23 protein-coding genes are annotated in these 26822 nt (G+C 71.8%); 13 read left to right on the top strand and 10 right to left on the bottom strand.

Annotated elements, in window-relative coordinates:
• Positions 1-87: 87 nt before the first annotated feature.
• Entirely contained in the window at positions 88-270 is a 183-nt protein-coding gene (locus ACIBF7_RS28760) for a hypothetical protein (protein WP_148036901.1), read from the top strand.
• Here ACIBF7_RS28760 and ACIBF7_RS28755 read toward each other — a convergent pair.
• The 3 genes from ACIBF7_RS28755 to ACIBF7_RS28745 are packed head-to-tail and all read right to left on the bottom strand — an operon-like array spanning position 249 to position 6351.
• Positions 249-1178 (bottom strand): ROK family protein, encoded by a 930-nt coding sequence (locus tag ACIBF7_RS28755; RefSeq protein ID WP_148036902.1) that lies wholly within the window; start codon positions 1176-1178, stop codon positions 249-251. The two genes, ACIBF7_RS28760 and ACIBF7_RS28755, sit on opposite strands and share 22 nt — an antisense overlap.
• Positions 1175-1963 (bottom strand): hypothetical protein, encoded by a 789-nt coding sequence (locus ACIBF7_RS28750; RefSeq protein ID WP_397198560.1) that lies wholly within the window; start codon positions 1961-1963, stop codon positions 1175-1177. Before ACIBF7_RS28750 ends, ACIBF7_RS28755 begins: the two co-directional genes overlap by 4 nt.
• Positions 1960-6351, bottom strand: coding sequence for an NEW3 domain-containing protein (locus ACIBF7_RS28745; RefSeq protein WP_397198559.1), 4392 nt, complete (start codon positions 6349-6351; stop codon positions 1960-1962). The genes ACIBF7_RS28750 and ACIBF7_RS28745 overlap by 4 nt, the downstream gene beginning before the upstream one ends.
• 115 nt (positions 6352-6466) lie before the next feature.
• Here ACIBF7_RS28745 and ACIBF7_RS28740 point away from each other — a divergent pair, with 115 nt between their 5' ends.
• The 3 genes from ACIBF7_RS28740 to ACIBF7_RS28730 all read left to right on the top strand — a co-directional run bounded on the left by ACIBF7_RS28740 (position 6467) and on the right by ACIBF7_RS28730 (position 9302).
• Positions 6467-7318: a bifunctional methylenetetrahydrofolate dehydrogenase/methenyltetrahydrofolate cyclohydrolase gene (locus ACIBF7_RS28740; protein ID WP_148036905.1), complete on the top strand. Its 852-nt coding sequence runs from the start codon at positions 6467-6469 to the stop codon at positions 7316-7318.
• A 129-nt stretch (positions 7319-7447) separates the two neighbouring features.
• On the top strand, positions 7448-8422 hold the full coding sequence (locus ACIBF7_RS28735) for a hypothetical protein (RefSeq protein ID WP_397198558.1): 975 nt from the start codon (positions 7448-7450) through the stop codon (positions 8420-8422).
• A gap of 97 nt (positions 8423-8519) precedes the next feature.
• On the top strand, positions 8520-9302 hold the full coding sequence (locus ACIBF7_RS28730; RefSeq protein ID WP_397198557.1) for an IclR family transcriptional regulator: 783 nt from the start codon (positions 8520-8522) through the stop codon (positions 9300-9302).
• Positions 9303-9324: 22 nt separating this feature from the next.
• On the opposite strand, the gene ACIBF7_RS28725 is transcribed toward ACIBF7_RS28730, so the two are convergent.
• Together ACIBF7_RS28725 and ACIBF7_RS28720 are read right to left on the bottom strand one after the other, a co-directional pair.
• Positions 9325-10194, bottom strand: a complete 870-nt coding sequence (locus tag ACIBF7_RS28725) for a MurR/RpiR family transcriptional regulator (protein WP_148036908.1) — start codon at positions 10192-10194, stop codon at positions 9325-9327.
• On the bottom strand, positions 10191-11621 hold the full coding sequence (locus ACIBF7_RS28720) for a glycoside hydrolase family 3 protein (RefSeq protein WP_397198556.1): 1431 nt from the start codon (positions 11619-11621) through the stop codon (positions 10191-10193). The genes ACIBF7_RS28725 and ACIBF7_RS28720 overlap by 4 nt, the downstream gene beginning before the upstream one ends.
• An 88-nt stretch (positions 11622-11709) precedes the next feature.
• Between ACIBF7_RS28720 and ACIBF7_RS28715 the strand changes: the two genes are divergently transcribed.
• Complete coding sequence (locus ACIBF7_RS28715) at positions 11710-13239, top strand: glycoside hydrolase family 10 protein (protein WP_397198555.1); 1530 nt, start codon at positions 11710-11712, stop codon at positions 13237-13239.
• A gap of 4 nt (positions 13240-13243) precedes the next feature.
• Complete coding sequence (locus tag ACIBF7_RS28710; RefSeq protein ID WP_397198554.1) at positions 13244-14365, top strand: anhydro-N-acetylmuramic acid kinase; 1122 nt, start codon at positions 13244-13246, stop codon at positions 14363-14365.
• Here ACIBF7_RS28710 and ACIBF7_RS28705 read toward each other — a convergent pair.
• The gene (locus tag ACIBF7_RS28705; RefSeq protein ID WP_148036912.1) at positions 14339-14980 is read right to left on the bottom strand and encodes an FHA domain-containing protein; all 642 of its coding nucleotides are present in this window, start codon (positions 14978-14980) and stop codon (positions 14339-14341) included. The genes ACIBF7_RS28710 and ACIBF7_RS28705 overlap by 27 nt on opposite strands.
• Positions 14981-15161: 181 nt before the next feature.
• Here ACIBF7_RS28705 and ACIBF7_RS28700 point away from each other — a divergent pair, with 181 nt between their 5' ends.
• From ACIBF7_RS28700 to ACIBF7_RS28685, 4 genes are all read left to right on the top strand, one after another.
• Positions 15162-16283 (top strand): citrate/2-methylcitrate synthase, encoded by a 1122-nt coding sequence (locus tag ACIBF7_RS28700; RefSeq protein ID WP_148036913.1) that lies wholly within the window; start codon positions 15162-15164, stop codon positions 16281-16283.
• The gene (locus ACIBF7_RS28695; protein WP_148036914.1) at positions 16280-16585 is read left to right on the top strand and encodes a DUF3017 domain-containing protein; all 306 of its coding nucleotides are present in this window, start codon (positions 16280-16282) and stop codon (positions 16583-16585) included. The genes ACIBF7_RS28700 and ACIBF7_RS28695 overlap by 4 nt, the downstream gene beginning before the upstream one ends.
• A gap of 51 nt (positions 16586-16636) precedes the next feature.
• A complete protein-coding gene (locus ACIBF7_RS28690; RefSeq protein ID WP_148036915.1) occupies positions 16637-17851 on the top strand; it encodes an NADP-dependent isocitrate dehydrogenase in 1215 nt (404 codons plus the stop codon).
• Positions 17852-18004: 153 nt separating this feature from the next.
• Complete coding sequence (locus ACIBF7_RS28685; protein ID WP_271276616.1) at positions 18005-19006, top strand: polysaccharide deacetylase family protein; 1002 nt, start codon at positions 18005-18007, stop codon at positions 19004-19006.
• Here ACIBF7_RS28685 and ACIBF7_RS28680 read toward each other — a convergent pair.
• Positions 19003-20061, bottom strand: coding sequence for a hypothetical protein (locus ACIBF7_RS28680; RefSeq protein WP_271276615.1), 1059 nt, complete (start codon positions 20059-20061; stop codon positions 19003-19005). The genes ACIBF7_RS28685 and ACIBF7_RS28680 overlap by 4 nt on opposite strands.
• Positions 20058-21590 (bottom strand): hypothetical protein, encoded by a 1533-nt coding sequence (locus ACIBF7_RS28675; RefSeq protein ID WP_397198553.1) that lies wholly within the window; start codon positions 21588-21590, stop codon positions 20058-20060. The genes ACIBF7_RS28680 and ACIBF7_RS28675 overlap by 4 nt, the downstream gene beginning before the upstream one ends.
• Before the next feature lie 254 nt (positions 21591-21844).
• On the opposite strand from ACIBF7_RS28675, the gene ACIBF7_RS28670 reads away from it, so the two are divergent.
• From ACIBF7_RS28670 to ACIBF7_RS28660, 3 genes are all read left to right on the top strand, one after another.
• The gene (locus ACIBF7_RS28670; protein ID WP_271276613.1) at positions 21845-22387 is read left to right on the top strand and encodes a hypothetical protein; all 543 of its coding nucleotides are present in this window, start codon (positions 21845-21847) and stop codon (positions 22385-22387) included.
• Positions 22388-22495: 108 nt separating this feature from the next.
• Entirely contained in the window at positions 22496-24556 is a 2061-nt protein-coding gene (locus ACIBF7_RS28665) for a serine/threonine-protein kinase (protein ID WP_397198552.1), read from the top strand.
• A gap of 55 nt (positions 24557-24611) precedes the next feature.
• Positions 24612-25586, top strand: coding sequence for a malate dehydrogenase (locus ACIBF7_RS28660; RefSeq protein WP_148036921.1), 975 nt, complete (start codon positions 24612-24614; stop codon positions 25584-25586).
• A 45-nt stretch (positions 25587-25631) separates the two neighbouring features.
• Here ACIBF7_RS28660 and ACIBF7_RS28655 read toward each other — a convergent pair whose 3' ends face one another.
• Together ACIBF7_RS28655 and galE are read right to left on the bottom strand one after the other, a co-directional pair.
• Complete coding sequence (locus tag ACIBF7_RS28655) at positions 25632-25781, bottom strand: hypothetical protein (protein WP_271276611.1); 150 nt, start codon at positions 25779-25781, stop codon at positions 25632-25634.
• Positions 25782-25840: 59 nt separating this feature from the next.
• The gene (galE, locus tag ACIBF7_RS28650; RefSeq protein ID WP_271276610.1) at positions 25841-26788 is read right to left on the bottom strand and encodes a UDP-glucose 4-epimerase GalE; all 948 of its coding nucleotides are present in this window, start codon (positions 26786-26788) and stop codon (positions 25841-25843) included.
• Positions 26789-26822 lie beyond the last annotated feature (34 nt).

Here is a 26822-nt window from a genome sequence, read left to right as displayed (position 1 = left end):
CCGATTTGCCGGAAAAGTGCGGCGGCATGCCGCTTGTCCGGTTAATCTGATGCGCGTTGCGTGTCTCATTCCCCTCGGAGTGTCTCCATGACGCTGCTCGACGCATCCCTGAACGTCCTCCTGGCCGTGAACGGATTCGCCACCAGCCCCTTCGTGCTCATCCTGCTGGCCTTCATCGGCGCCTACCTCGGCGGCCGGGCCATGGAGCTGATCCCGTTCACCCGCAGGATCATCGAGCGCCGTGAGGCTCAGCTCGCCGAGCGGGAGTAGTCCCAGGCCAGCTTGGCCGCCCCGGCGAGGCCGGCCCGCACCCCCAGCGTGGTCGGCCGCACCTCGACGGCCCTGACGAACCCCAGCCCGCCGACGTCGTCCAGCGCCGCCTCCAGCGGGCCGAACAGCACCGGCCCCGCCTGGGAGACGCCCCCGCCGACGACCACGGTGGTGATCTCGACCGCGGCGGCCGTCGAGGCGATCATCCCGGCCAGCGCCCGCGCCCCCCGCTCGAACGCGGCCACCGCCACGGGATCACCTGCGGCGGCATCCCCCGCCAACGTCCGCGCGTCCGCGACCACGGGGTCGCCGGTCGATGCCCGGCCGGGGGTCCAGCCGTTCTCCAGCGCCCAGCGGGCCATGTTGGGGCCGCTCGCGTACCTCTCGACGCAGCCGCGTCCGCCGCACTCGCAGCGCTCCCCGTAGGGGTCCACGCTCATGTGGCCGACGTGACCGGCGTTCCCGGTGGGGCCGAGCAGTGGCGTGCCGCCGACGACCAGGCCGCCGCCGATGCCGGTGGAGACCACGATGCCCAGCAGCGCGCGGGTCTCCTGGCCCGCGCCCAGCCAGTGCTCGCCCAGCGCCATGCACTGCGCGTCGCCGGCGAGCACGGTGGGCAGGCCGGTCACCTTCCGCACCTCGTCGCGGAGCGGGAAGCCGCGCCAGCTCGGCATGTTCACCGGGCTCACGGTCCCGGCGGCGAGGTCCAGCGGCCCGGCGCACCCGATCCCGACGGCACCGGGCTCCGGCCCGCCCTCGGTCACCTCCTCGATCAGGCCGCGCAGCGCGGCCATGACCTCCTGCCCCGGCGTGGGCCGGGTGCCGGAACGCAGCACGGATCCGCTCGCGTCCACGAGCGCGGCGGCGAGCTTGGTCCCGCCGATGTCAATGGCAAGTACGTGATTCATGAGTGTTTGTGGTGGTTGTCGGGCTGGCGAGGGTCGCCAGGATGCTCAAGTCCGGGCACGAGCCGCACCGTCGCGGCCCGCTTCTCATCGATCCACCGCGCGAAGGCGAGCCGCCGCGCCGCGTCGAGCCGGGGTGCCTCGGCGCCGCTCTCCGAAGCGGGCGTCTCGCCGTCGAGGGCCGCGACGTCCAGCTCCGAGCGCTCCGCCACCGCGACATGCCACCCCAGGGCATCTCGTACGGGGCCGGTGAGCTCTCCGAATGGCCGGGAGCGGAGGGCCGCGGCGAGGGCGGCGGGCAGCGACTCCAGGGTGACCGCGCCCAGCGGTTCCAGGTCGGCCGGGGTGGCCGTCCGGGCGGTCTCCCTGTCCTCGAACAGCCCGTGCAGCACCAGGTAGCGGGTCTCCCGATCGTCCCGTACGGGGGAGGGACGCCAGGCGGCGGGCACCTCGGCGGTGGCGGTCACGTGCCGGTACATCGCGCGCACCCACGGGCTGCCGTGATAGGCGGCGGCGTTGACGGAGCCCAGCTCGACGGCGGCGATCCGGTCGAGCGGCGGCCCGTCCACGGGGGCCAGCCCGAGGCGCGCGGCCTCGTCTTCGCACAGCGCCTCGGTGAGGATCACCTGGGTCAGCCACCGGGCCAGCTGGCGGTCCTCGGCGCTGCCGGGCGTGGGCAGCGCGGCGCGTGACGGCCCGGCCCGCAGTTCGGCGATCCGCCGGTCGAGCGCCTCCCGCCCCACGGGCCTGTCACCGACGTACCCGATCTCCGCGGGAACGGGGGTCACCGGGTCACCTCCAGGCGGACGGTGGCGGCGTACTGGCAGCGGCCGAACCACATGACCTTGGGCAGCGCCCAGAAGTGCCCGGCCGTCGCGTCCGGCGGGACCTCCACGGGGAACGTCACGTCACAGGTCCCTCCGGCGGCCACCGTGAACCCCCTGATGGCCGAGGGGAGCAGCTCCCACGTCCCCCACGGGGCGGCGAGCTGGGCCTCGCCCCGGATCTCTCCGTGGGTGCCGTTCGCGAGCCGTACGGTCAGAGCGGCGCGGTCGCCGGGGCGGAGGGTGAGCGCGTCCGCGAGCGTGGTCACCGACAGGCCGGTGGGGCGGGCCTCGTCGGCCGTGGTGCCCCGGACGGCGTCGACGGGGGCGGGCGCGGGGCCGGGCACGGGCAGTTCGGGGGCGTCGCCGAGCGCCACCGTGACCACGTCCTCGATCACCTGCCCGCCGACGCCCGTCCGCGCGGACACGAAGTGCAGGCCCCGGCCGGGTGCTGGGGTGACGGTGGCGGGGAACCGGACGTGCCCGCCTGGCTCGACGCGGAACGGCCGCCGCGCCGGCAGCACCGTCCACCCGTCGGGTACGTGCAGCTCCACGACGCCTTCGTGCGCCGCGTCGGTCAACTGCGACGACACGACGACGTCCACCTCGAACGGCCCGTCCGGGGTGACCAGGCCGGGAGTCAGGGTGACCGACACCGGCAGGTAGCCGAGCGGCGCCGGGCCCTTGTTGTGCAGCCAGTAACGCGCGTACACCGGCTGCGCGGTCTCTCTCACGGCTCCCAGCTCGGGCCCCGTCTCCATGGGCTCGGCGGCGACCAGAAACGTGCCCACCTCGGCCCCGCCCAGCCTCACGGCCCCCGGGTGGTTCCCCTCGGGATCGAAGAGCGGCCGGCGCGTCCTCGAACCTCTCACCCGCTTCGGCAGCACCGACCCGTCGAAGCCTCCCGCGGCGGGATGGGGCGCTGTCGGCGGGAGAGGACGTTCGAGCAGGTCGGCGGGCGTCAGAGCGGAGGGCAGAAGAGGGGAGTGGACCTTGGCCTCAGAGCCGAGGCCAGTGGCCTCCACCAGGCGCAGGGTGACCGTCTCGGCGTCGTGACGGGCGCGCCCGTGGGCGTGCGGGTTGCCGGTGGCCTTGAGCGTACCCAGGAGCACGTCACGAGCAGGCTCCACGCGCAGCAACGAGCACACCTGCGGTAGCACTAGACCACTCGCGCCCGTCAGCGGCCTGGCCGTGGCGTGCGGTGGGGACGCGTCCGCGTGTGGCGGCTCGCCAACCGGACCGGTCGCGCCCATCAGCAGCCTGTCCGTCGCGTGTGGTGGCTCGCTTGCTGGGTTGGTCGCGTGCGTCGGAGGTCTGTTCGCCGGGGTGACCACGCGGGGCAGCAGTGGGGTGGTGAACTCCTGGCCCGAGGAGGGGAGCCGGTTCGCCCGCCAGTCGCCGGGTCCGGCCACGAGGGCGTACGAGAACTCGTGGGTCCAGTGCTGGAGCTGGAACGCCGACCCGTCGGGGCCGGTGCGGCGCGGGGGGTCGAGCCAGACGCCGGAGGGCCAGCCCGTGCAGGACCGCATGAGCGACAGGTGCAGAGCCCCCGACGGGTCCACCGCGAAGCCCGGCAGCCCGTACGCCAGCAGCGCCACCGTCCGGTCGTCGAGCCGTTCGGAACCGGCCGGGCAGACCGCCGGGATGACGGCGCCGGCCAGGTCGTCCACCAGCTCGTCCACCGGCCCGGCGACGATGAGGGCGGGCAGGGAACGCAGGTCGCGCAGGTCCGCGCTGGGCCGCCACACCTCGGCCAGCGGCCGTTCGGCGGGCACCCACACGCGTGGCGCGCCCGACGTGAGCGCCTGGGAGAAGACCGGGTCGCAGCGGGACAGCAGCTCGGCGGCGACCGGGTTGGTGTCCGGCCCGCCGAGGACGATGCGCGTGTCCGGCAGGTTCGAGTCCACGTGCAGCCACCCGTACCGGGTGCCCGAGGCGGTGGAGGTGGTGGCGGTGACGCCCACCCGGGCCAGCGCCGCGACGAGCTCGCGGGCCCGAGGCGCGTCCGAAGGGCCGGGCACCACGATCTCGGCCACGCCGATCGCCCGCGCGCCGGCCGGGCCGAGGTCCACCCGGGCGGTGGAGGACAGGCCGAACCAGGTGTTGGCCGGGTTGTCGAGCGTCCACGGGTGTTCGGCGGAGTCCACGTCCGGCAGCGCGAAGCCGCGCCCCACGACGGCGCCCGCCACGTCCGACACCGGCAGCGCGCCCTCGACGTGTGCCGGGAACCGGACCCTGAGCAGGCGGTCGGCGCCGGTGTAGTCGACCACGCGGGTGGTGAGGTCCACCCGGTCGGAGCCCGCCAGGAGGGTGACGACCTGCTCGTACGCGACCTCGCCCACCTGCCCGGTGACGATGATCCGCTGCCCGACGGGGGAGGTCTCGGCCCGTACGGAATCCGCGGGGGCGTCGCCTGACCCGAGGGAGCTGCCGGTGGGCATGAGGTGCCACGGCCCTTCGCCCATGTCCGGATGCTGCGGGTACTCCTCGTACAGGCGCAGCTCGTTGCCCAGGCCGGTGAGCAGTTCGCGGCCGGTGGCCAGGTCGGTGACGGAGGCCAGCGCGCCGCCCCTGGCGGGGTCGGCGACGATCCGCCAGCGCTCGTTCTCGATGGTCGTGCCGGGCAGGTCCTGCCACGGGTCGGCCCGGCCCTCGACGATCCGGTACGTGCGCCAGCCCGTCGCGGGCACGTCCCTGGCCGTGAACGTCAGCGTGCCGTGCTCGGAGACGGCGGGGATCTCCACGCCCGCCGGGTCGGCGACGCGCAGTCCGGGCCCGAGGCGCACGCGCACCAGGCCGTCGCGGGCGAACGGCAGCGTGTTCGTCACCACGACGCTGCGCCCGTCCACCGCCACCTGGCCCATCAGCGCGTCGAGGGCCCGGTCGCGGGCGTCCGCCGCCAGGTCGTACGCCTCGCGCCAGCCGGTCAGCAGGTCGATGTAGACCTGGTCGGACTCGGAGCCGGTGATCGCGTCGTGGTGCGCCCCGTACGCGAGCTGCCGCCACACCTTGTCCAGCGCGGTGTGCGGGTAGCGGCCCAGCCCCAGCAGCGCGGCGAGCGCCGAGAGCCGCTCGGCGTCCAGCGCCGCCACCTCGGCGGCCCGCTGGGCCTGCTTGGTGTCGATGTAGGAGACGTCCTTGCCGGTATAGATCGGGTTCATGTCCCGTGATTGCGGGCTTAAGGCCGAAATTTCGGTACGAACCGCGTCCAGGAAGTCCCGAGGCGTCCCGCACACGAACCGCGGCCACACGTACCGCGCGTTCCAGGCACGGTGGATCTCGGTCACCCACTTGTTCGGCGGGGTGTAGTCGGTGCCGACGGGCAGCAGGATGTTCCGGGTGGCGGCGACGGGCTTGAGCGACCGGTACAACTCGTACACCGCCGCCATGGCGGCCTCCAGCGTCGGCGCCGAGTCCATCCACCAGCCGGCCGAGTAGTGGGCGGGCATGTAGTGCGTCAGCACCCCCAGCCCGGACGGCGCGATCCACTCGAACTCGCTGGGGAACTGCATCAGGGTGGCGTCGTTCCCGGCCGCGCCGAAGTTCTTGTCGATCGGCCCCCACTGGTGGAACGGCCCGCGCGCCCACGCGCTCCCGGTCAGCCCGGCCGCCGCCAGGTAGCCGGGGAACTGCGGGTCGTGCCCGAACGCGTCGAGCTGCCAGGCGGTGCGCGGGTCGCCGCCGAGGATGTCGCGCTGGTAGCCGATGCCGTGGACGAGGTTCCTGATGGTGGTCTCGGCCCCGGTCAGGTTGGTGTTGGGCTCGTTGTACGTGCCGCCGACCAGTTCGGCCCGGCCCTCGGCGAGCAGGGCGCGCAGGTCGGCGCGGCGCTCGGGATGGGTGTCGAGGAACGGCTTCAGATAGTCGACCTCGGCCAGCACGAACCGGTAGTCCGGGTCCCGCAGGGCCAGCTCGATGTGCGCCTCGACCAGCGCGAACGCGTTGAACTCCCAGAGCGGCCTGGTGGTCGCGTCGGCGGCCAGCAGCTCCCACGGGCTGGTGTAGGCGGCCTGGGTGTTCCACCAGACCGGGTCGTAGTGGAAGTGGGAGACCATGAACATGGTCCAGCCGGGAGACTCGGCCGTCACGGTCACGTCCAGCGTCTCGCCCTCCAAGGTCACCACGCACGGCACCACCGCGCCCGGCGGCGTCTCGGCGTCGAGCGGCACCTCCAGCGTGACCGGTCCGTCCCCGGCGGGCACGGTCGCGTGCCCGCGCACGCCGTCGCCGCGCACCTCCAGCGCGGCCTCGCGCCCGTCCCGCGCGACGGTGACCTTCAGCACCTGGCGTGGCCGGTCCGCCGGCCCCACGAACAGATCGGTCGGCTCCGCGGACAGCAGGCGAACAGACAAATCAACCCCTAACACCCAGACCGGCGACGGCCACACTATGCCTTCCGTGGGTCCATGACAACGATGTCATCGGCCGGGAAACGCGCGCCGGCGGAGCCATGGAAGGATTGGAAGCATGAGCGCAGTCAGACTCGACGGCAAGGCCACCGCGGCGAAGATCAAGGCAGACCTCACGGCCCGGGTGTCCGCCCTCAGAGAGCGCGGCATCACCCCCGGGCTCGGCACGGTCCTCGTCGGCGACGACCCCGGCAGCCAGATCTACGTCGCGGGCAAGCACCGCGACTGCGCCGAGGTCGGCATCGCCTCCATCCGCGTCGACCTGCCGGCCACCGCCACCCAGGCCGAGGTCGAGGCCGCCGTCGACGAGCTCAACGCCTCACCCGAGTGCACCGGCTACATCGTCCAGCTCCCGCTGCCCAAACACCTCGACACCATGGCCCTGCTGGAGCGCATGGACCCGGCCAAGGACGCCGACGGCCTCCACCCGGTCAACCTCGGCCGCCTGGTCCACATGGTCGACGCGCCGCTGCCCTGCACGCCGCACGGCATCGTGCTGCTCCTCCAGGAGTACGGGGTCCCGATCAAGGGCGCCGAGGTGGCCCTGGTCGGCCGCGGCATCACCGTGGGCCGCTCGCTCGGCCTCCTGCTGACCCGGCGCAGCGAGAACGCCACCGTGACCCTCTGCCACACCGGCACCCAGGACCTGGCCGGCCACGTCCGCCGCGCCGACATCGTGGTGGCGGCCGCGGGCGTGCCCGGCCTGATCACCAAGGACATGGTCAAGCCGGGCGCCGCCGTGCTCGACGTCGGCGTCTCCCGGGTCAACGGCAAGATCGCCGGCGACGTGGCGCCCGACGTGGCCGAGGTCGCGGGTTTCCTCACCCCCAACCCCGGCGGCGTGGGCCCGATGACCCGCGCCCTCCTGCTGGCCAACGTCGTGGAGGCGGCCGAGCGGCTGCACGCCTAGGGGCTCGTACGGGGTCCGGGGCTGGGTTCTTCGTACGTTCGACAACCGCTGTTGATATCTTTGGCCGCTTTAGTCCAGAAATATCGTGAGGCGGTCTAGATGCGGAGATTTGTGTGGATGGTCGGGTGCTTGGCTCTGGCAGGATGCTCCGCCCTGCCGGGGGCGGGCTCGGAGCAGGCGCCGTCCACGGCGGCCACCGAAACCCCGACACCCGCGGCCGCGCCCGTCACCGCCCAGGAGGTGGCCTCGGTCCTGGAGGACTACGTCAAGCGCAACAACGCCGCCAACAAGGCCGTGAGCGACAAGCTGCTCGCGGGCTACGAAGGCGGCTCCAGCCTGGCCATCGACAAGGCGGGCTACGCCTCCGTCCGCAAGCTGGGCGGTCGCCAGGCCGCCTACCAGCCGTTCGGCTACACCGAGCCGGTCCACACCGTGCCCGTCGGCCAGGAGGGACGCTGGTTCCTGGCCACGGCGCACTGGAAGGGCAAGACCGGGACCGCCAAGGAGCCGACCTACCTGCTGTTCACCCGTGACGGAGAGTCCTGGAAGCAGGTGTACGCCCCCGACGTCTTCGAGGGCAAGGCCGCCGAACTGCCCGAGATCGTCGCGGACGCCTCGGGAACGGCCGAGGAGGTGGCCCACTCCGACGCCGCCGGGCTGATGATGTCGCCCGCCGCGTTCGCCAAGAGCTACGCCGCCCACCTGGTGAACAAGGGCACCGCGGCGTCCAGGACCCGCTTCGCGGCCGACCGGCTCACCACCGGCGCCGCGTCCAACCGCGTCAAGATGAAGGAGTACGCCAAGGTCGTCGAGAGCGCCCGCCCGGCCACGGCGTATCCCTCCTACGCCCTGCGCACGGCCGACGGCGGGGCGCTCGCCTTCACCACCCTCGAACGGACCATCCGCTACGACGTGCACCAGGGGCCGGGGCGCAAGTACGTCTTCCAGAAGAACAACGGGTTCCTGCGCGGCAAGTTCTACACGTACATGAAGTCCACCGCGCTGATCCAGGTCGTCGCGCACATCCCGCCGAAGACCGCCGAACTCGCCCAGGTCGAGGTGCTCGGCTCCTACAGCGGCATCATCTCCGGCAGCGGACGCTAGCCCGCCACCGCGAGGCGTGTTCGGCATGCGTACACTTATTCACTAGCCGAACATTTCGGAGAGCTGCGCCTCTGCCCGCCGGTGTCAAGGGAACCTCATGGTCGAACACGTGCAGTCGCTGGCCCGCGGCCTGGCCGTGATCCGCGCCTTCAGCGCCACCGCCCCCCGGCTGACGCTGAGCGAGGTGGCCCGCGCGACCGGCCTCACCCGCGCCGCCGCGCGCCGTTTCCTCCTCACGCTCGCCGACCTCGGCTACGTGCGCACCGACGGGCGGCTGTTCTCCCTCACGCCGCGTGTCCTGGAGCTCGGATACGCCTACCTGTCCAGCCTGTCGTTGCCCGAGGTCGCCGCGCCCCACCTGGAACGCCTGGCCGCCGAGGTGCACGAGTCCGCCTCCGTCGCGGTGCTGGACGGCGAGGACGTCGTGTACGTGGCCCGCGTCGCCACCGCCCGGATCATGCGCGTGTCGATCAGCATCGGCACCCGCTTCCCCGCCTACTGCACCTCCATGGGCCGCGTCCTCCTGGCCGGCCTACCCCCGGCGGACCTCGACGCCTACCTGGACCAGGCCGACCTGCGCCGCCTGACCTCCCGCACCATCACCGTCCCGTCGGCGCTGCGAGACGAGCTGGACGGCATCCGCGAGCAGGGCTGGGCCATGGTCGACCAGGAGATGGAGGAGGGCCTCCGCTCGATCGCCGCCCCGATCCGGGACCGTTCCGGGACGGTCGTGGCGGCCGTCAACGTCTCCACCCACGCCAGCCGCACCACCCTCCAGCAGGCCAGGCGCACGCTCCTCCCGCCGCTGCTGGCCACGGCCGCCAAGATCGAAGGCGACCTGTCCTCGCTCGCCTCTCCGGCGAAAAGGGACACGAGCTGACCAGCGGGCCGGCAGACGACGGTCACGTGCGCTGACGGTAGCGGTCGGTGGCCTGGCGGGTGGCGCGGATGGCCGCGTCCGCCTTGTCGTAGGTCCGCTGCGCCAGCCCCACGAAGATGCAGTCCACGATCAGCAGCTGGCTGATCCGGCTGGCCAGCGCGCCGGGCCGGAACGCGGTCTCCCTGCCCGCCGACACCAGGGTGTGGTGGGCGAGCGCGGCCAGGGAGGAGCGCGGGTTGTTGGTGATGGCGACCAGCAGCGCCCCCGTCTCGGCCGCCGTGCGGGCCGGGACGAGGACGTCCGGCGTCTCGCCGCTGCAGCTGATCGCCACCGCCACGTCCCCGGGTTTGAGCAGGGCGGCGCTCGTCAACGCCAGGTGGGCGTCGCTGAACGGGTGGCTCGACAGCCCGATCCGCAGGAGTTTCTGCGACATGTCGGCGGCCACCAGGCCGGAGGCGGCGACGCCGTAGACGTCGACCCGGCGGGCGCCGACGATGGCGGTGACGACCTCGTCGAGCCGGTCCGGGTCGAGCTGGGCGGCGGTGTCGGCGAGGGCTTCGGACTCGGCGCGGGCGACCTTGGCGATGACGTCGGTGAGCGGGTCGTCGGGGGCGAGGTCGCCGGGGACGAGCCGTTCGGGCTCCTTGGCGACGGCGGCGGCCAGCGCGAAGCGCAGCTGCGAGTAGCCGGTGAAGCCGAGCGCTCTGGCGGTACGGACGATCGTCGCCTCGCTGGTGCCCGACACCGTGCTGAACTCGGTGATGGTGCTGCGCACGACGAGGCCGGGGTCGTCCAGGATGATGCGGGCGATGGCCTGGGCCGCGGGGGTGAGCGACGGCAGGACGGCGCGGACCGCGGCGACCGGGTTGGCCGGTTCGGTGGTGCCGGTCACGAGGTCAGCCGTTCGGCCGCCGCCTGGGCGGAGACGCGGGAGATGCCGTGGGTGGCGAGGTGGGCGGCGCCGGCGGGTTCGGCCGGGATGCCGGTGTCGATGACGACGATGTCGGGACGCTCCCGTACGGCCTGCTCGATGCGCTCGCGTACCCAGGGGTGGCGGGCGGCGTCGTGCACGACGAGGACGGCGGGGCCGGTGCCGAGGGGCGGGAGCGCGGCGCTGGGCTCCAGCGGGACGCGGCGGGTGCCGGGCAGCGCGGCGGCCAGGGCGGCGGTGACGCCGGTCGGGTTGACCTGGTCGACGGCCTGGCTGTGACGGGTGTTGACCTCGACCACGAGCGGCGGGCCGGTGAGCCGGGCGGCGCCGGTGACGGTGAGGGCGGCGCGGGCGGCTTCGAGGCCGGCGGGGTCGTCCGGTTCGGCGAGTGCCTGGTCGCGGAGCGCGGCCTGGCCGGCGTACCAGGCGGAGACGGCGCGGACGCGGGCGGCGGCCTCGGCGAGGCGTTCCTCGGGCAGCGTGCCGGAGCGGACGGCCTCGACGATGGCGTCGCGCAGCGCGTACAGGCCGTCCTCGGTGACGTGGCCGGCGCAGACGGCGTCGGCGCCGGCGGCGAGGGCGCGTACGGCGATCTCGCCCGGGTCGAACATGGCGGCGACCGCACGCATCTCGATGGCGTCCGTGACCAGCATGCCGTCGAAGCCGAGCTCGCCCCGCAGGAGCTCGGTGAGAGCGGCGCGGCTGAGTGTCGCGGGCAGGTCCGGGTCGAGGGCGGGCACGAGCAGGTGGCCGCACATGATCGACCGCACGCCGGCCTCGACGGCGGCGCGGAACGGCGGCAGGTCGCGTTCGGCGAGCAGGTCGCGGGAGGCGTGCACGGTGGGCAGCGCCAGGTGGGAGTCGGTGGTGGTGTCGCCGTGGCCGGGGAAGTGCTTGGCGCAGCCGGCCACGCCGGCGCCCTGGACGCCGGCCACGTAGGCGGCGGTGTGGCGGGCCACCAGGTCCGGGTCCGGGCCGAAGGAGCGGACGCCGATGACGGGGTTGGCCGGGTTGGCGTTCACGTCGGCGGTCGGCGCGTAGTCGAGGGTGACGCCGGCTCCGGCGAGCATGCGGCCGAGCTGCCGGCCGACGCGTTCGGTGAGCTTCACGTCGTCGACCACGCCGAGCGCCCGGTTGCCGGGGACGGAGCTGCCGTGCTCGACCTCGAAGCGGGTGATGGTGCCGCCTTCCTCGTCGACGGCGACGATCGCGTCCGGGCTGTGCGCGCGGATCTGCCGGGCGGCCCGGTCGAGCGGGTGGTTGCGCGCGAACAGCACGACGCCGCCGAGCCCTTGATCGAGCGCCCCGCGCATCCAGTCGGGAAGCGAGGCTCCCGCGTACCCCGGCTGGAGCACGGTCATGGCCAGGCGGGACAGGTCTGGGGTCATGCGGCATTTTCCTTCACGGTTGTTGAACTGAAGGTAATTTTCTGTCATCGTCGCCCTCGACACAACCGCTTCCGGGAGGCCACCCCCCATGCCCAGCCGAAGGACTCTCCTGAAGGGTCTCGCCCTTGCCGCCGCCGCCACGGCGGTTCCCCTGCCCGCTTTCGCGTCCGCCGAGTACGTCCCGCCGCTGCGCCAGATGCGCGGCATGTGGATCGCGTCGGTGGTGAACATCAACTGGCCCTCCAAGCAGGGCCTGAGCGTCGAGGAGCAGAAGGCCGAGTATCTCGCCTGGCTCGACCTGGCCGAGCAGCGGAAGCTCAACTCGGTGTTCGTCCAGATCAGGCCGACCGCCGACGCGTTCTGGCCGTCGCCGTTCGAGCCGTGGTCGCACTGGATCACCGGCGTGCAGGGGCAGGACCCCGGCTACGACCCGCTCGGGTTCGCCGTCGAGGAGACGCACAAGCGCGGCCTGGCCTTCCACGCCTGGTTCAACCCGTACCGCGTGTCGATGCAGGACGACCCGAACCAGCTGCACCCCGACCACCCCGGACGCAAGAACCCCGACTGGATCCTCCCGTTCGGCGGCAAGCTCTACTACAACCCCGGCATGCCGGAGGTGCGGAAGTTCTGCCAGGACGCGATGCTCGACGCGCTGGCCCGCTACGACATCGACGGCCTGCACTTCGACGACTACTTCTACCCGACCAACAGCACGGCGTTCGACGACGCCGAGGAGTTCGCCAAGTACGGCGCGGGCTTCCCCGACCTGGCGGCCTGGCGGCGCAACAACGTCGACCTGATGGTCTCCGAGATGCAGCAGCGGGTCCGCGAGGTCAAGCCGGAGGCCGCCTGGGGCATCAGCCCGTCGGGCATCTGGCGCAACAAGGGCACCGACCCGCTCGGCTCCGAGACCAACGGCGGCCAGTCGTACGACAACCTGCACGCCGACACCCGCGGCTGGGTCAAGAAGGGCTGGCTCGACTACATCGCGCCGCAGCTCTACTGGTACATCGGCCAGCCGCCGGCCGACTACTCCAAGCTCGTGCCCTGGTGGTCCGACGTGGCCGACGGCACGAAGACGATGCTGTGGATCGGGCAGGCCGCGTACAAGGCGGGCGACCCCGCGCAGGCGCCCGAGTGGCAGGACCCGAAGGAGCTGTCCGACCACCTCACGCTCAACCGCGACCACCCGCAGATCAGCGGCGACATCTGGTACAACGCCAACGACCTGCGCCAGGACCGGATCGCGTCGGTGAGCACCGCCGTCGCCGACCACTACGTCCGGCCCGCGCTCGCCCCGGTGCTGCCGAGGCTGGCGACGGGCAAGGCGCCGAACCGTCCCGTGCTCGCCTACGCGCTGCGCAAGCGCGGCGGGGTCGAGGTGCGCGCGGTGGCGACCGGTAAGCAGGAGCCGTTCCAGTTCGCCATCTTCCGCTTCCCCGGCAGGGCGCGGGACGCGCAGTTCGCCGACGCCCGCCACCTGGTCGCGGTCGTCCCCGGCGACCGGCAGGTGGTCTGGCAGGACCCCGACGGCAAGCGCGGCGACCACTACCACGTCGTGGCGGTCGACCGGGCCAACCGGACCAGCAAGCCCAGCAACGGGTTCCCGGTGATCTGAGATCATGCGGGTTCTCGGCCTCATCTCGGGCACGTCCCACGACGGCATCGACAGCGCCGTCGTGGACTGGACGCTCGACGCCGGCGTGCTCACCGGCAGGATCGAGCACACGGGCGAGCGACCGTACGAGCCGGAGCTGAGAGCCCGCATCCGGGCCGCGCTGCCGCCCCACCGCGTCGACCTGGGCGAGGTGTGCGCCCTGGACACGCTGATCGGGCAGGCGTTCGCCGGCGCCGCCGCCGAAGCGCCGCCGTGCGAGCTGGTCTGCTCGCACGGCCAGACCTTGTTCCACTGGGTGGAGGACGGCCGGGTGCGCGGCACGCTGCAGCTCGGCCAGCCGGCCTGGATCGCCGAGCGCACCGGCGTTCCGGTCGTGTCGGACGTACGGGCGCGCGACGTGGCCGCCGGAGGGCAGGGCGCGCCCCTGGTGTCGTATCTCGACCTGCTGCTCATGGCGGGGCTGCCGGGTCGCACCGGCGCGCTCAACCTGGGCGGCATCGCCAACCTGACCGTGCGCGAGCCTCCGCTGGCCTACGACACCGGGCCGGGCTGCGCCCTGATCGACGCCGCCGCGCCGCCGTACGACAGGGACGGCGCGCTGGCGTCGGCGGGCACGGTCGACCGGGACCTGCTCGACCGGCTGCTCGCGGAGCCCTACTACCTCCAGGAGCCGCCGAAGTCCACCGGCAAGGAGTTGTTCACGCCGGACTACGTGAAGGCGGATCTGCCCCTGCCGGACCTGGTGGCGACGCTGACGGCGCTGACCGCCGAGACGGTCGCCGCGGAGATCCGCAGGCACCGGCTCGACACCGTGATCGTGTCGGGCGGAGGCGCCCGCAACCCAGCGCTGATGAGCATGCTCCGCCTGCGCGCGACGCCGGCCAGGTTTCTGACCAGCGACGAACTCGGGGTGCCGGCCGACAGCAAGGAGGCGATCGCCTTCTCGCTGTTCGGCTGGCTCACCGCACACGGCCTGGCGGCGACCGTGCCCGGGTGCACGGGCGCGTCGGGCGCCCGGATCCTGGGCACGATCACGCCGGGTTCCGGTCCGTTGACGCTGCCGGAACCCCTCGCCGAAGCCCCGGTCGCGATCCGCTTCTCAGGAAGCCCTGCGGCCCGCCGCTGACGGCTCCGCGGTGGTGCCCGCCCGCTGCGGGGGAACCACGGGGGTCGGACGCACCAGGCCGAGCGCGACGACCTCGTTGGCCAGTCGCGTGCGCCGGTTGGTGCCTTCGGGGATCCTGAACTTCTGATAAAGCCGCAGCAGGTGCTGCTTGACCGCGGCCTCGGTCACGACCAGGTCGTCGGCGATCTCCCGCGCGGTGGCCGGAGCGACGAACGCCTCATCCGACAGGGCCGGCCGGCAGAGCGAGGTGAGCACGTCGACCTCGCGCCTGGTCAGCTCGGGCGCCGCCGCCCTGCGGAGCTCCACTTCGGGCGCGAAGTCCTCACGGGGGACTCCGCCGACCCGTCCTCGCGCGGCCCCGAACGAGACGACGTCGCCGTCGTCGAGCACCCTCCGGGCGATCGGCCTGCCGTTCACCCGTGTGCCGTTGCGGGACAGGCCCAGGTCAACGACGTACAGGTAAGGCCCTCGCCTGACGAATTCGGCATGGAGCCGAGAGACGCTGGGATCGGTGAGCCGGATGTCGACACCGCGGCCCCTTCCCACCGTCGTGATCTCGGGGCGCAACGGGATCACCTCGCCTGTGTCCTCGATGCGTATGAACGGCCCCTCCACGGCAGTTCCTCCCCAGGTAGCCCGCCGTAACTCTTACTACAGCTCCGGCTTACCCAAACGTGGGGATGCGGAATCGCCTTTGCCGAAAGCAGAATCGCGCGTGAAATTGGTCTGGACCTCTGCGGACGGTTTTGCCTGCTCACGGGTAGACTTCGGGCGAAGATAAGCGGAGGAAACACTCATGGCGGACAAGCCCACCAAAGGCCTGGCTGACGTCGTCGCCGCGTCCACAGCGCTCAGCGACATCGACGGAAAAGCAGGTCGGCTGTTCTACCGGGGATACGACATCCACGATCTGGCCGGCCGCGCGACCTTCGAGGAGACCGCGTACCTGTTGCAACGAGGCAAGCTGCCCGACCGCGCCGAGCTCCAGGAGTACGGCGACGACCTCGTGCGCGGCCGTGACCTCGGCGAGCTGGTCTCGGCGAACATCTCCGAGATCGCCGAGAAACAGAAACCGATGGAGGCGCTGCGCAGCTACGTGTCGCTGTCCGGCGCGGACGACCCTGACAAGGACTCGAACGCCCCCGACGCCAACCTGCGCAAGGCCGCCCGCCTGACCGCCCAGCAGCCCCTGCTGGTGGCCCGCTACCACGCGGCCCGCACCGGCGCGACCGCCCCCGATCCCGACCCCTCCCTGAGCACCGCGGCGAACTTCCTGTTCCAGATCACCGGGCGCGTCCCCTCCCAGCGCGAGGTGGAGATCTTCGACACCTGCCTGGTGCTGCACGCCGACCACACGATGAACGCCTCCACGTTCGCCGCCCGCGTCTGCGCCGCTACCCTCTCGGACATGCACTCCGCCATCGTCGCGGCCATCGGCACGCTCAAGGGCCCGCTGCACGGCGGCGCCAACGAGCAGGTCATGAAGACCCTGGAGTCGATCTCGCCGACCGGCGTCGCCCAGGCGGTCCGTGACAAGCTCGGTGCCGGCGAGAAGATCATGGGCTTCGGCCACCGGGTCTACAAGACCGAAGACCCGCGCGCCACCCATCTGCGCCGCATGTCGCAGGAGCTGGCCGAGTCGGCCGGCGACGACACCTACTACCGGATGTCCAAGGAGATGGAGGAGGTCGTCTTCGAGGAGAAGGGCCTCTATCCGAACGTCGACTTCTACGCGGCCTCGGTTTACCACTACCTTGGCATCCCGACCGACCTGTTCACTCCCGTGTTCTCGATCAGCCGCATGTCCGGCTGGACGGCGCACGTGATCGAGCAGCACGCCGACAACAGGCTGATCCGCCCGGACAGCGAGTACATCGGCGAGACCGACCAGAAGTGGAAGCCGATCGACGAGCGATGAGCCTGCGTGACGACGTCGAACGCGAGGGCTGGGGGCCGTACCCGCTGATTCTGGCGGGTGCGGCCGTCGCCGTGGGATTGGTGTTCCTGATCGACCCGCGCTGGGGCGGATTCGCCCTGGGCGGTGTCATCATGATCGGTGCCGCACTGCGCTTCTCCGGATTCGGCGGGCCCCTCGCGGTGCGCGGCCGGAAGGCGGACGCGGTCACGCTCGGGCTGGCCGGGTTCATGCTGGTGCTGACTTCGCTGCTGCTCGACAACCCGGCCGCGAAGGCCCTGATCGAGTCCCTTTTCTCTCGCTGACGAGGCGTCCGATAGCCTCAACGCATTCATTCATGAAGGGGAACCGTTCGCATGCCCAAGATCAAGGTGGAGGGCCCGGTCGTCGAACTCGACGGCGACGAGATGACCCGGATCATCTGGCAGTTCATCAAGGACCAGCTGATCCTTCCCTACCTGGACATCGACCTTAAGTACTACGACCTCGGCATCGAGCACCGTGACGCCACCGACGACCAGGTGACCATCGATGCCGCCAACGCCATCAGGAAGCACGGCGTGGGCGTCAAGTGCGCCACCATCACCCCGGACGAGGCGCGGGTCGAGGAGTTCGGCCTCAAGCAGATGTGGAAGTCCCCCAACGGGACGATCCGCAACATCCTCGGCGGCGTCATCTTCCGCGAGCCGATCATCATGTCCAACGTGCCGCGGCTCGTCCCGGGCTGGACCAAGCCGATCGTCGTCGGCCGTCACGCCTTCGGCGACCAGTACCGCGCCACCGACCTGAAGGTGCCGGGCGAGGGCACCCTCACCCTCACCTTCACCCCGAAGGACGGCTCCGAGCCGATCGAGCTCGACGTGTACGACTTCCCGGGCTCGGGCGTCGCGATGGCGATGTACAACCTGGACGAGTCGATCCGCGACTTCGCCCGCGCCTCCATGCGCTACGGCCTGGACCGCAACTACCCGGTCTACCTGTCGACCAAGAACACGATCATGAAGGCCTACGACGGGCGCTTCAAGGACATCTTCGCCGAGGTGTTCGAGAGCGAGTTCAAGGACGACTTCGCGAAGGCCGGCATCACCTACGAGCACCGCCTGATCGACGACATGGTCGCCGCCGCGCTCAAGTGGGAGGGCGGCTACGTCTGGGCGTGCAAGAACTACGACGGCGACGTCCAGTCCGACACGGTGGCGCAGGGCTTCGGCTCGCTCGGCCTGATGACCTCCGTGCTCATGACCCCCGACGGCCGCACCGTCGAGGCCGAGGCGGCGCACGGCACCGTGACCCGCCACTACCGCCAGCACCAGCAGGGCAAGCCCACCTCCACCAACCCGATCGCCTCGATCTTCGCGTGGACCCGTGGCCTCGCCCACCGCGGCAAGCTCGACAACACCCCCGCGGTGACCGAGTTCGCCGACACGCTGGAGCGGGTCTGCATCGAGACGGTCGAGGGCGGCCAGATGACCAAGGACCTCGCGCTCCTGGTCGGCGGCGACGCCGCGTGGCTCACGACCCAGGACTTCCTCGCGGCCCTGGACGAGAACCTGAAGAAGAAGATGGCCTGACCGCCGTCTCACGTGAAGGGCCGCCTCCGGGCGGCCCTTTCCGCTTCCCGGACGATCCCTTGGTGCGCCGCGGTTGATCAGCTGGGTAAGAGCCCTCCATAACAGTCGTGCGCGTCTCGGGGGGTTCGAATGCGACTGCGTTTCATCGGTGGCGTGGGTGCGGTCGCGGTCGCCGTGATCGTGTCGGGGTGCGGCTCCGAGCCGGTCACCCAGGTGAAGGACGCCAAGGCCGACAGCGCCGCCAAGCAGCAGCTGTTCAAGGCCGCCCAGGCGAAGGCGGCCGCGGCCGTCAAGGCCAACGAGCTGGGCCAGGTCCCGGTTCTCATGTACCACCGGATCGTCGACAAGCCGGGGACCACCGACGACCGCACGCCCGCCCAGTTCCGCACCGAGCTCGAACGGCTGGCCAAGGAGAACTACGTGCCGGTCACCGCGGCCGAGTTCGTCACCGGGAAGATCGACATCCCGGCCGGCAAGCACCCGGTGGTGCTCACCTTCGACGACTCCTCCCCGTCCCAGCTCACGCTGGACGCGATGGGCACGCCCAAGGCGAACACCGCCGTCGCCATCATGCGCGAGGTGGCCGCCAAGCACTCCGGGTTCCGCCCGGTCGCGACCTTCTACATCACCCGCGACATGTTCGGCAAGCACGTGCGCGAGGAGCAGGCGCAGACGCTGCTGTGGCTCAAGTCGAACGGCTTCGACCTGGGCAACCACACCCGCGACCACTACAACCTGCGCGCCCGCACGCACGACCAGGTGGAGGAGCAGATCGGCTCGATCGGCAAGGAGATCAACGAGCTGGCCGGGGTCAAGCCGGTGACGATCGCGCTCCCGTACGGGGTGCAGCCGCGCAAGAAGGAGTGGGCGGCGCGCGGCAAGTCGTACCACCACCAGGGCGTCTTCCTGGCCGGTTACACGCCCGCCGCGTCGCCGTTCAGCAAGTCGTTCGACGCGCTGGGCATCCCGCGCATCAGGGCGATGGACAAGAAGGGCGACTGCGCGCAGTTCTGCTCGACGGCCTGGCTCGACTGGCTGAAGGCCAACCCCGACATGCGCTACACCTCCGACGGCGACCCGTCGACGATCGCGTACCCGAAGTTCAAGAACCCGTTCCTGCGCGCCTCGTACAAGGCGAAGGCGCTGGCCTACTAGCGGACCGACCCGATCAGCACCGAGAGCTCCGCCGGGGCGAGCAGGTAGTCGGAGACGGCTGCCATGGCGACGCGGAGGTCCCGTGCGGCCCCGGTGGAGAGGTCCACGACGTGGTAGGAGATCTTCCCGTGACGGTCCTCGGCGCGGACGAGCAGGGCGTCCTCACCTTCCCAGCGGATGAGGGCGTCGGCCCGCAGGCCCTCCGGGAGCCGCGGCACGACCGTGCGGAGGGTCTTTCCGTTTTCGGTGCCGGTCAGCAGGATGCCGGTGCTGACCACGTCGTGCGGGGCGATCTCCTTCGCGAGCGTCGCCAGCGTGCGGGCCGACGGTGACGGCAGGCCGTGGGCCAGGTTGCCGGGCACGGTGAAGCGCCGCACCACCCGGCCGCCGGGGGAGCGGATCACGTACGCGGCAGAGGTGGCATAGCCGGGCAGGTCGCGGGCGGGGTGGTCGGTCACCAGGGCGAGCCCCTCGGTGGTCCAGCCGGCGACCCGCTCGCCCTTCGGCAGGCGGCGCACGGTGCCGCGCCGGATGTCGACGATCATCGGGCGCTCCAGCACGACCTCGACGTCCTCGTCCAGGTGGTCGTGCTGGACGAGCAGGTGGCGGCCGTCGAGGGAGAGCAGCGGCTGCTGGGCGCCGAAGATCTCCCCGACCGATTCCTCCGTCCTGACGGGCAGTTCCGTGACCGTGCCGGTGGTCAGGTCCCTGGCGACGAACCGGTCGCCCAGAGGGTGGACGACCAGGGTGCCGTCGGCGGAGAGCGCGAACGGGGCGTCGTCGTGGGCGCCCTCCACCCACCACTGCTGACCCGCCGCCGACACCAGGATGTGGTGCCGGCAGCCGTCGGTCCCGTCGTTGCAGTGCGGCTCGTACGCGTACCGGACGGGGGCGGGCGCGGGCCCGGTCAGCTTCACCGCGGCCGGGGCGGGGGTGGCCGGCGGGGCCGGCTCCGGGCTCAGGAACTCCACCGGCGGCGGGCCGCCGCCGTTGATCAGCCACGCCGCGGCGAGCGCCGCCGCCGCGGCCACGCACAGCCGCCAGAGCGCGCTCACGGGATCAGCCCGAACACGCCGTGGTCGAGTTTGTCCATGACACCCTTCATCGGGCTCGACCTGCCGGTGCCCGGGTCGACCAGGTGGTAGTGGCCGTCGTCGCCGTCGGGCTCGATCAGCACGGCGAGCCTGCCCTCCGCCGACCAGCCCAGCGGCTCCGGCGGGCCGTGGTGACGGGGCAGCTTCAACGCCGCCCGATCGGTCACCCGGCCCGTGCGCGCGTCCATGGCGACGGCCTCGTCGTCCGTGAACACGATCAGGGAGCGTCCGTCCTGGGTGGCCAGGGCTGGGAGGGTGGGGTCGAAGGGCGCCCGGCTGCGCACCCGGCCCCGCGGGTCCAGGGTGACCAGCTCGGTGCCGGGCGCGCCGGGCAGGGCGCGGTGGCCGGTGGTGCCGACCACGCCGTACGGGCCGAGGCCGAGCACGCGCCTGACGCCGGGCAGGGCGGTCCTGTCACCCGTGGCGGTGTCGACCAGCTCGGTCCCGGTGGCGGAGACCAGCGCCGCGAGGCGGCCGTCGTGGGAGAGGAGCGGCCGGGGGACGGCGTGGGCGGGCAGCGGCCCCGTGAGGTCGCGCCGGGTGGCCTCTGACAGGTGCTGGACGACCAGGCGGTCCGTGACGGAGTCAAGGTAGACGACGTGGTGGCCGTCGCCGCTGAGCGCCAGCGGCCCCTCCTGCCTGCCTCCGTCGCCGGTGGCGAGCCGGGTGACGGCCCTGTCCAGCGAGAACCCGCCGAAGTCCCAGGTGCTCTCGTCCCACTCGTCGTCCGGTTCGCGGCCGTCCGGCATCGTGGCGATCTCCCATGGGCTACCCGGGGTGACGTAGGCGAACAGGGCCGCGTTGGCGTAGGGCTCGGTGAGAGGCGACTTCGGCTGCTCGTCCGGCTCGACGGCGGCGGCGTTCCAGCCGGCCGCGAGGACGGGCGTGAGCAGCACGGCGGCGACCACCTGCCACCGGAGCGGCCGGCCCGCCTGGGTGAGGCGTTCGGGCGAAAGTGTCATGTACCAGGCCAGCAGCGACACGACGAGACCGATAAGCGAGCGGATGGACTCCGCCTGGGAGGACCAGCCGCCACCCGGCGCCGACCAGATCGCCACGATCGTCCCGCCGGCCAGCAGCAGGCGCGCGGACCGGGACCGCATGGCCAGCTCGGCGGACACCAGGTCGGCGGGCCCCGCGCGGAGCGGCCGCCGCCGCAGCCCCATGACGAGCAGGTTCACCGTCAGCACCACGGCGAGCGTGAACACCGCCCAGCCGCGCTCGGCGAGATCCACCTCGGTCCGGAACGAGCGCAGCACGGAGGCCAGCGCGATCGCGCCGGACACCATGGCGGCGAACACCCACAGCCCGGTCGCCTGCGGCGGCGCCAGCCGCAGGCCGAGCGGACGCCCTAGAGGCCCGCCCCGGCGAGCCAGCACCATTTCGGCCGCGGCGAAACCGCAGAACCATCCGGTGACCGGCCAGAAAGGGCTGACGGTGAACGATTCTCCGGGGGCCTGCGCGAACATGACGGCGAATCCGACGCCCATTCCGGCCCACATCAGACCTTGTGTGACATGCAGATAACGCAGAATCGCCGTGCCGTTGTAAGGAGTGACTTCAACCTGGTGTACGCGGGAGAAACGGTTCATCGCCTCCCGGGTCACCGGCCCGGATTGGGCACGGAGTGTGAGCGGGACCGCGACCGCCAGGAACACCAGAAAAAGAATTAACCCCACGAAATACCCCTCGTCACCCCGGGAGAAAGTAGCAGAATGCCCATCGAGGTGACAGGGGTGCATGAGTGATATCCGACGACGTGTGGGACCGGCTGGATCACAGCGCGGGGACGGCCGGTAAGCGCGAGGTCCGGCGGATGAGTGCCGCGTTCGGCGCCCTCGCTGCCGTGGTGCTGCTGGTGCTGGGCGCGTCGGTCAGCGGGCTGGCCGTGCCCAGGCTGACGCACGGCGCACCTGACCCCCACATCTCCGTGCTCAGCGACGACGCCGACCGGATCCGGTACACGAGCATGCGGCTGCGGCACACGGTCGTCAACGACGGCTGGTTCCCCGTCACCGTCACCGGTGTGGGCCTGCGCGCGGACGGGATCCGGCTCGCCGAGGTCGAGAGCCCCGCCTTTCCCGTGACCGTCGGCTCCGGGGAGAAGCTCTCGATGACGCTCGGCCTGGAGGTCGTCGACTGCGACCGGGCCCAGGCGACGGTCCCCGAACTGGTGCTGCGGGTGGAGCGCTGGTGGGGGAGCCAGACCACGAGTTCCTCCGGTGAAGACCCGCTCTTCGGCGAGTCCAGCTGGGAGTTCCACCTCCGGTCGGCCTGCGACAGGTGAATGTGTCCGCGAAACGTGACGTCACGAACGGTTAACGGTTCTCTGGGAAGTTCCGCAACGTCGTAAAGTTTGCCTCGTCGGGCTTCATTGGACACGTGGGGAAGTGGAATGCCGCAGATCTCGCCGCTCGTGGCCGGCGATCCCACCCAGCTGGGTTCGTTCCGGCTGACCGGAAGGATCGGCGAGGGCGGGCAGGGCATCGTCTTTCTCGGAGTCGACCAGCACGGCGAGCGGGCCGCCGTCAAATTGCTGCACGTGAAATTCACCGGCGACAAGAGCGCACGCTCCCGCTTCGCCCGTGAGTTGAAGGCGGCCAAGCGGGTGGCGTCGTTCTGCACCGCCAGGGTGATGGAGGCCGACCTCGACGGCGACACTCCATACATCGCCAGCGAGTACATCGACGGGCGGGCGCTGCGCGAGATCGTCGAGACCGACGGGCCGCTCACCGGCACCGTGCTCGACCGGCTGGCCATCGGCACCGCCACCGCGCTGACCGCCATCCACCACGCCTCGATCATCCACCGCGACCTCAAGCCCGACAACGTCCTCATCGCCGCCGACGGGCCGAGGGTGGTCGACTTCGGCATCGCCCGCATCATCGACTCGACCGGGACGATCACCAGCCGGGCCATCGGCACCCCCGCCTACATGGCTCCCGAGCAGATCGCCGGCGAGGAGATCGGGCCGTTCACCGACGTGTTCGCGTGGGGGGCGACGATCGCGTTCGCGGCCACCGGGGTCGCCGTCTTCGAGGGCAACTCGATCGCGACCGTGCTCAACCGGATCCTCACCCACGAGGTGGACGTGGGGATGATGCCGGAGCCGCTGCGCGGCGTGGTGCGGGGGGCGCTGTCCAAGTCCGCCGCCGACCGGCCGTCCGCCGACCAGATCCTGCTGCGGCTGCTCGGGCAGCCCGAGACGGTGGGGGCGTCCACGGCGCTGCTGACCCGGGGGGTGCAGGTGGCAGGCGACGACACCACCCCGTTCAGCCGCGTCTCGGTCCCCGCCCCGGGCACGGCCTCGGCCGTCACCGGCTTCCCCGCCGTCTCCGGCCGCACGGGCGCGCAGGACCCGCCCGGCCACGCCGCCGCCGGCGCGGTCCAGGGTCACGACAGCTCCGGTACGGGCGCGTACGGAACTCCGGGGGGTACGGGGACGTACGGACCGGCGCAAGGCACGGGCGCGCACGGAGCTCAGGGCACGGGCGCGCACGGAGCGCAAGGCACGGGCGCGCAGGGCGTCGGGGTCCCGACGCGGGAGGCCGGAGGCGGTCAGGCGCCCGCGCCGTCCAGGAAGCGGGGACGGGCGAAGTGGTGGGTGGCGTTCGCCGCCGCGCTGGCCGTGGTCGCGACGATCGCCGCGATGACGGTGGTCAAGGGCTGGCCGCTGAACGCCCTCGGCCCGGATCCCGGCTCCACGGAGGACCCGCTGCCGCCCTCGTACGCGAGCGTCGCCGAGAAGGTGGCCGCGACCGGGAAGATCGTGATCGGGGTCAAGGCCGACCTGCCGGGCGTCGGGCTGCGGCGCGGCGACGCGTTCGAGGGCTTCGACGTCGACGTGGCCCGCCGCGTCGCAGAAGGGCTGGGGGCCCGGGACGTCGAGTTCGTCGCCGTCTCCCCGGCGACCAGGGTCCGCGCGCTGGCCGAGGGCAGCGTGGACCTCGTGGTGGCCACCTACTCGATCGTCGACGACCCCGAGGTCGCCTTCGCCGGCCCTTACTACCTGGCCCACCGGGACGTGCTGGTCCACCGGGGCCCCATCGACTCGCTCGGCGACCTGAAGGGCAAGAAGATCTGCGCGGTCAACAGTCCGTCGGTGGGCGCCGTGCAGGACAAGGTGAAGGTCCACCCGGTGCCCGCAGGCAACTACGCCGAATGCATGAACATGCTGCTCGACGGCACCGTGGACGCGGTGCCCGGCGACGACCTCATCCTGGCCGGGTTCGCCGGCCGGGAGAACGTGCGCTTCCGCCTGCTCGGCGCCGGGCTCAGCGACGAGCGCTACGGCGTCGGCCTGCGCAAGGGCGACGCGCGGACGTGCAAGGCGATCTCCGGCGTGCTGGCCGACCTCTACCGCAAGGGCGTGGTCAAGGAGCTGCTCGCGAAACACTTCGGCAACGTGGAGTTCGAGCCGGAGACGAAGGTGCCCGCGATGGAAGCCTGCGAATGACGACCGGGTAACATCCGAAAGTCAACGCATCAGCTTGCGAGTTAGGGGAAAGGCCATGGCCACGCCCGTCAAGGTGACCGTCACCGGTGCTGCCGGACAGATCGGCTACGCGCTGCTGTTCCGCATCGCGTCGGGCCAGCTACTCGGGCCTGACGTCCCGGTCAAGCTGAGCCTGCTGGAGATCCCGCAGGCGGTCAAGGCCGCCGAGGGCACCGCCATGGAGCTCGACGACTGCGCCTTCCCGCTGCTGTCCGGCATCGAGATCACCGACGATCCCAACGTGGCGTTCAACGGCACCAGCGTCGGCCTCCTGGTCGGCGCCATGCCGCGGAAGGCCGGCATGGAGCGCGGCGACCTGCTCGGCGCCAACGGCGGCATCTTCGGGCCGCAGGGCAAGGCCATCAACGACCACGCCGCCGACGACATCCGGGTGCTCGTCGTCGGCAACCCCGCCAACACCAACGCGCTCATCGCCCAGCAGCACGCCCCCGACGTGCCGGCCGACCGGTTCACCGCGATGACCCGCCTCGACCACAACCGCGCGATCTCGCAGCTGGCCGCCAAGCTCCAGGTGCCGGTCACCGAGATCAAGCACATGACCATCTGGGGCAACCACTCCGCCACCCAGTACCCCGACCTGTTCCACACCGAGGTGGGCGGCAAGGTCGCCGCCGAGCAGGTCGACCAGGAGTGGCTGCGCGACACGTTCATCCCGACCGTCGCCAAGCGCGGCGCGGCCATCATCGAGGCCCGCGGCGCGTCCTCCGCGGCCTCGGCCGCCAACGCCGCCATCGACCACGTCTACGACTGGGTCAACGGCACCGAGTGGACCTCGGCCGCGATCGTCTCCGACGGCTCCTACGGGGTGCCCGAGGGCCTGGTGTCGTCGTTCCCGGTGCGGGCGGCCGGCGGCAGGTTCGAGATCATCCAGGGGCTGGAGATCGACGCGTTCTCCCGTGAGCGCATCGATGCCTCGGTGCGGGAGCTCGCCGAGGAGCGCGACGCGGTCAAGTCGCTGGGCCTGATCTGATCCGTACCACGAGAAGGCGCGCGTCCGTGCGGGCGCGCGCCCGGGTCACTCTCCGGTAGGCGCCGGGCAGCTCGCCGAGGACGCCGGTATGGCCGGCACGGGCTCCGGCACGGGCTTCGGCGTGGCGAACACCACTCCGGCCGCGGCCGTCGCGCAACCCGCCACGAGCACGGCGCCGAAGAGCACCTTCGTCACCCTTGGTGAAAAGCTCCTCACATTTCGGTATCACAGCACATATCGACCGCCGATAGGGGTCAAATCCCGGAAAGCGCCTCCCAGGCGTCCGCGACGATGTCCCGCAGCTCGGTGCGCTCCGGCTTCCAGCCCAGCTCACGCTGGAGCCGCTCCGACGAGGCCACCAGGACGGCCGGGTCGCCGGCCCGGCGCGGGCCGACGACGGCGGGGATCTCGTGGCCGGTGACCTCGCGGCAGACCTCGATCACCTCCAGCACCGAGAACCCCGTGCCGTTGCCCAGGTTGTAGATCTGGTGCTCGCCCTCTCGGCAGGCGCCGAGCGCCAGCAGATGGGCCCTGGCCAGGTCGGCGACGTGCACGTAGTCGCGCACGCAACTGCCGTCGGGCGTCGGGTAGTCGGTGCCGAACACGCTGACCGACTCGCGCTCGCCGGTGGCCACCTTGAGCACGTTCGGGATGAGGTGGGTCTCCACCGCGTGACGCTCGCGGTAGCGGCCGTAGGCGCCGGCCACGTTGAAGTAGCGCAGGCTGACCGCGCCCAGCCCGCGCAGCCCGGCGAAGGCCGTCAGCGCGGTGTCGACGGCCAGCTTGGAGGCGCCGTACGGGTTGGTCGGGCGCGTGGGGTCGCTCTCCCTGATCGGCGACTGCTCCGGCTCGCCGTACGTGGCCGCGGTCGAGGAGAACACGATCTTGCGGACGCCGCGCTCGTGCATCGCCTCCAGCAGCGCCAGCGTGCCGCCGAGGTTGTGGGCCCAGTAGAGTCCGGGCTTCTCCACCGACTCGCCGACCAGCGACCTGGCGGCGAAGTGGAGCACCGCGTCGACGCCGTCGAGCGCCGGCCCCGCGTTCTCGATCGAGGCCCGCACGAACGTCGCGCCGTCCGGCACCGCGTCCGCGTGGCCGGTGGACAGGTCGTCGAGCACGACGACCTCGTGGCCCGCCTCCACGAGCTGCGCCGCGACGACGCTGCCGACGTATCCTGCCCCTCCGGTGACCAGCAGCCTCATGTTGACTCCAGTTCGAATATGTTTGATTTTGTAC

The sequence above is a fragment of the Nonomuraea sp. NPDC050478 genome (assembly GCF_044458265.1).
Classification (GTDB): domain Bacteria; phylum Actinomycetota; class Actinomycetes; order Streptosporangiales; family Streptosporangiaceae; genus Nonomuraea; species Nonomuraea ferruginea.
Note: the sequence above shows the minus strand (reverse complement) of the source record. Positions and strands in the feature narration are given on the sequence as shown.

Coding starts and splice junctions, on each gene's coding strand:
- ACIBF7_RS28760 (WP_148036901.1), top strand. CDS start 88: ATGACGCTGCTCGACGCATCCCTGAACGTCCTCCTGGCCGTGAACGGA.
- ACIBF7_RS28755 (WP_148036902.1), bottom strand. CDS start 1,178: ATGAATCACGTACTTGCCATTGACATCGGCGGGACCAAGCTCGCCGCC.
- ACIBF7_RS28740 (WP_148036905.1), top strand. CDS start 6,467: ATGAGCGCAGTCAGACTCGACGGCAAGGCCACCGCGGCGAAGATCAAG.
- ACIBF7_RS28730 (WP_397198557.1), top strand. CDS start 8,520: ATGGTCGAACACGTGCAGTCGCTGGCCCGCGGCCTGGCCGTGATCCGC.
- ACIBF7_RS28720 (WP_397198556.1), bottom strand. CDS start 11,621: ATGACCCCAGACCTGTCCCGCCTGGCCATGACCGTGCTCCAGCCGGGG.
- ACIBF7_RS28715 (WP_397198555.1), top strand. CDS start 11,710: ATGCCCAGCCGAAGGACTCTCCTGAAGGGTCTCGCCCTTGCCGCCGCC.
- ACIBF7_RS28710 (WP_397198554.1), top strand. CDS start 13,244: ATGCGGGTTCTCGGCCTCATCTCGGGCACGTCCCACGACGGCATCGAC.
- ACIBF7_RS28700 (WP_148036913.1), top strand. CDS start 15,162: ATGGCGGACAAGCCCACCAAAGGCCTGGCTGACGTCGTCGCCGCGTCC.
- ACIBF7_RS28695 (WP_148036914.1), top strand. CDS start 16,280: ATGAGCCTGCGTGACGACGTCGAACGCGAGGGCTGGGGGCCGTACCCG.
- ACIBF7_RS28690 (WP_148036915.1), top strand. CDS start 16,637: ATGCCCAAGATCAAGGTGGAGGGCCCGGTCGTCGAACTCGACGGCGAC.
- ACIBF7_RS28675 (WP_397198553.1), bottom strand. CDS start 21,590: ATGGGCGTCGGATTCGCCGTCATGTTCGCGCAGGCCCCCGGAGAATCG.
- ACIBF7_RS28665 (WP_397198552.1), top strand. CDS start 22,496: ATGCCGCAGATCTCGCCGCTCGTGGCCGGCGATCCCACCCAGCTGGGT.
- ACIBF7_RS28660 (WP_148036921.1), top strand. CDS start 24,612: ATGGCCACGCCCGTCAAGGTGACCGTCACCGGTGCTGCCGGACAGATC.
- galE (WP_271276610.1), bottom strand. CDS start 26,788: ATGAGGCTGCTGGTCACCGGAGGGGCAGGATACGTCGGCAGCGTCGTC.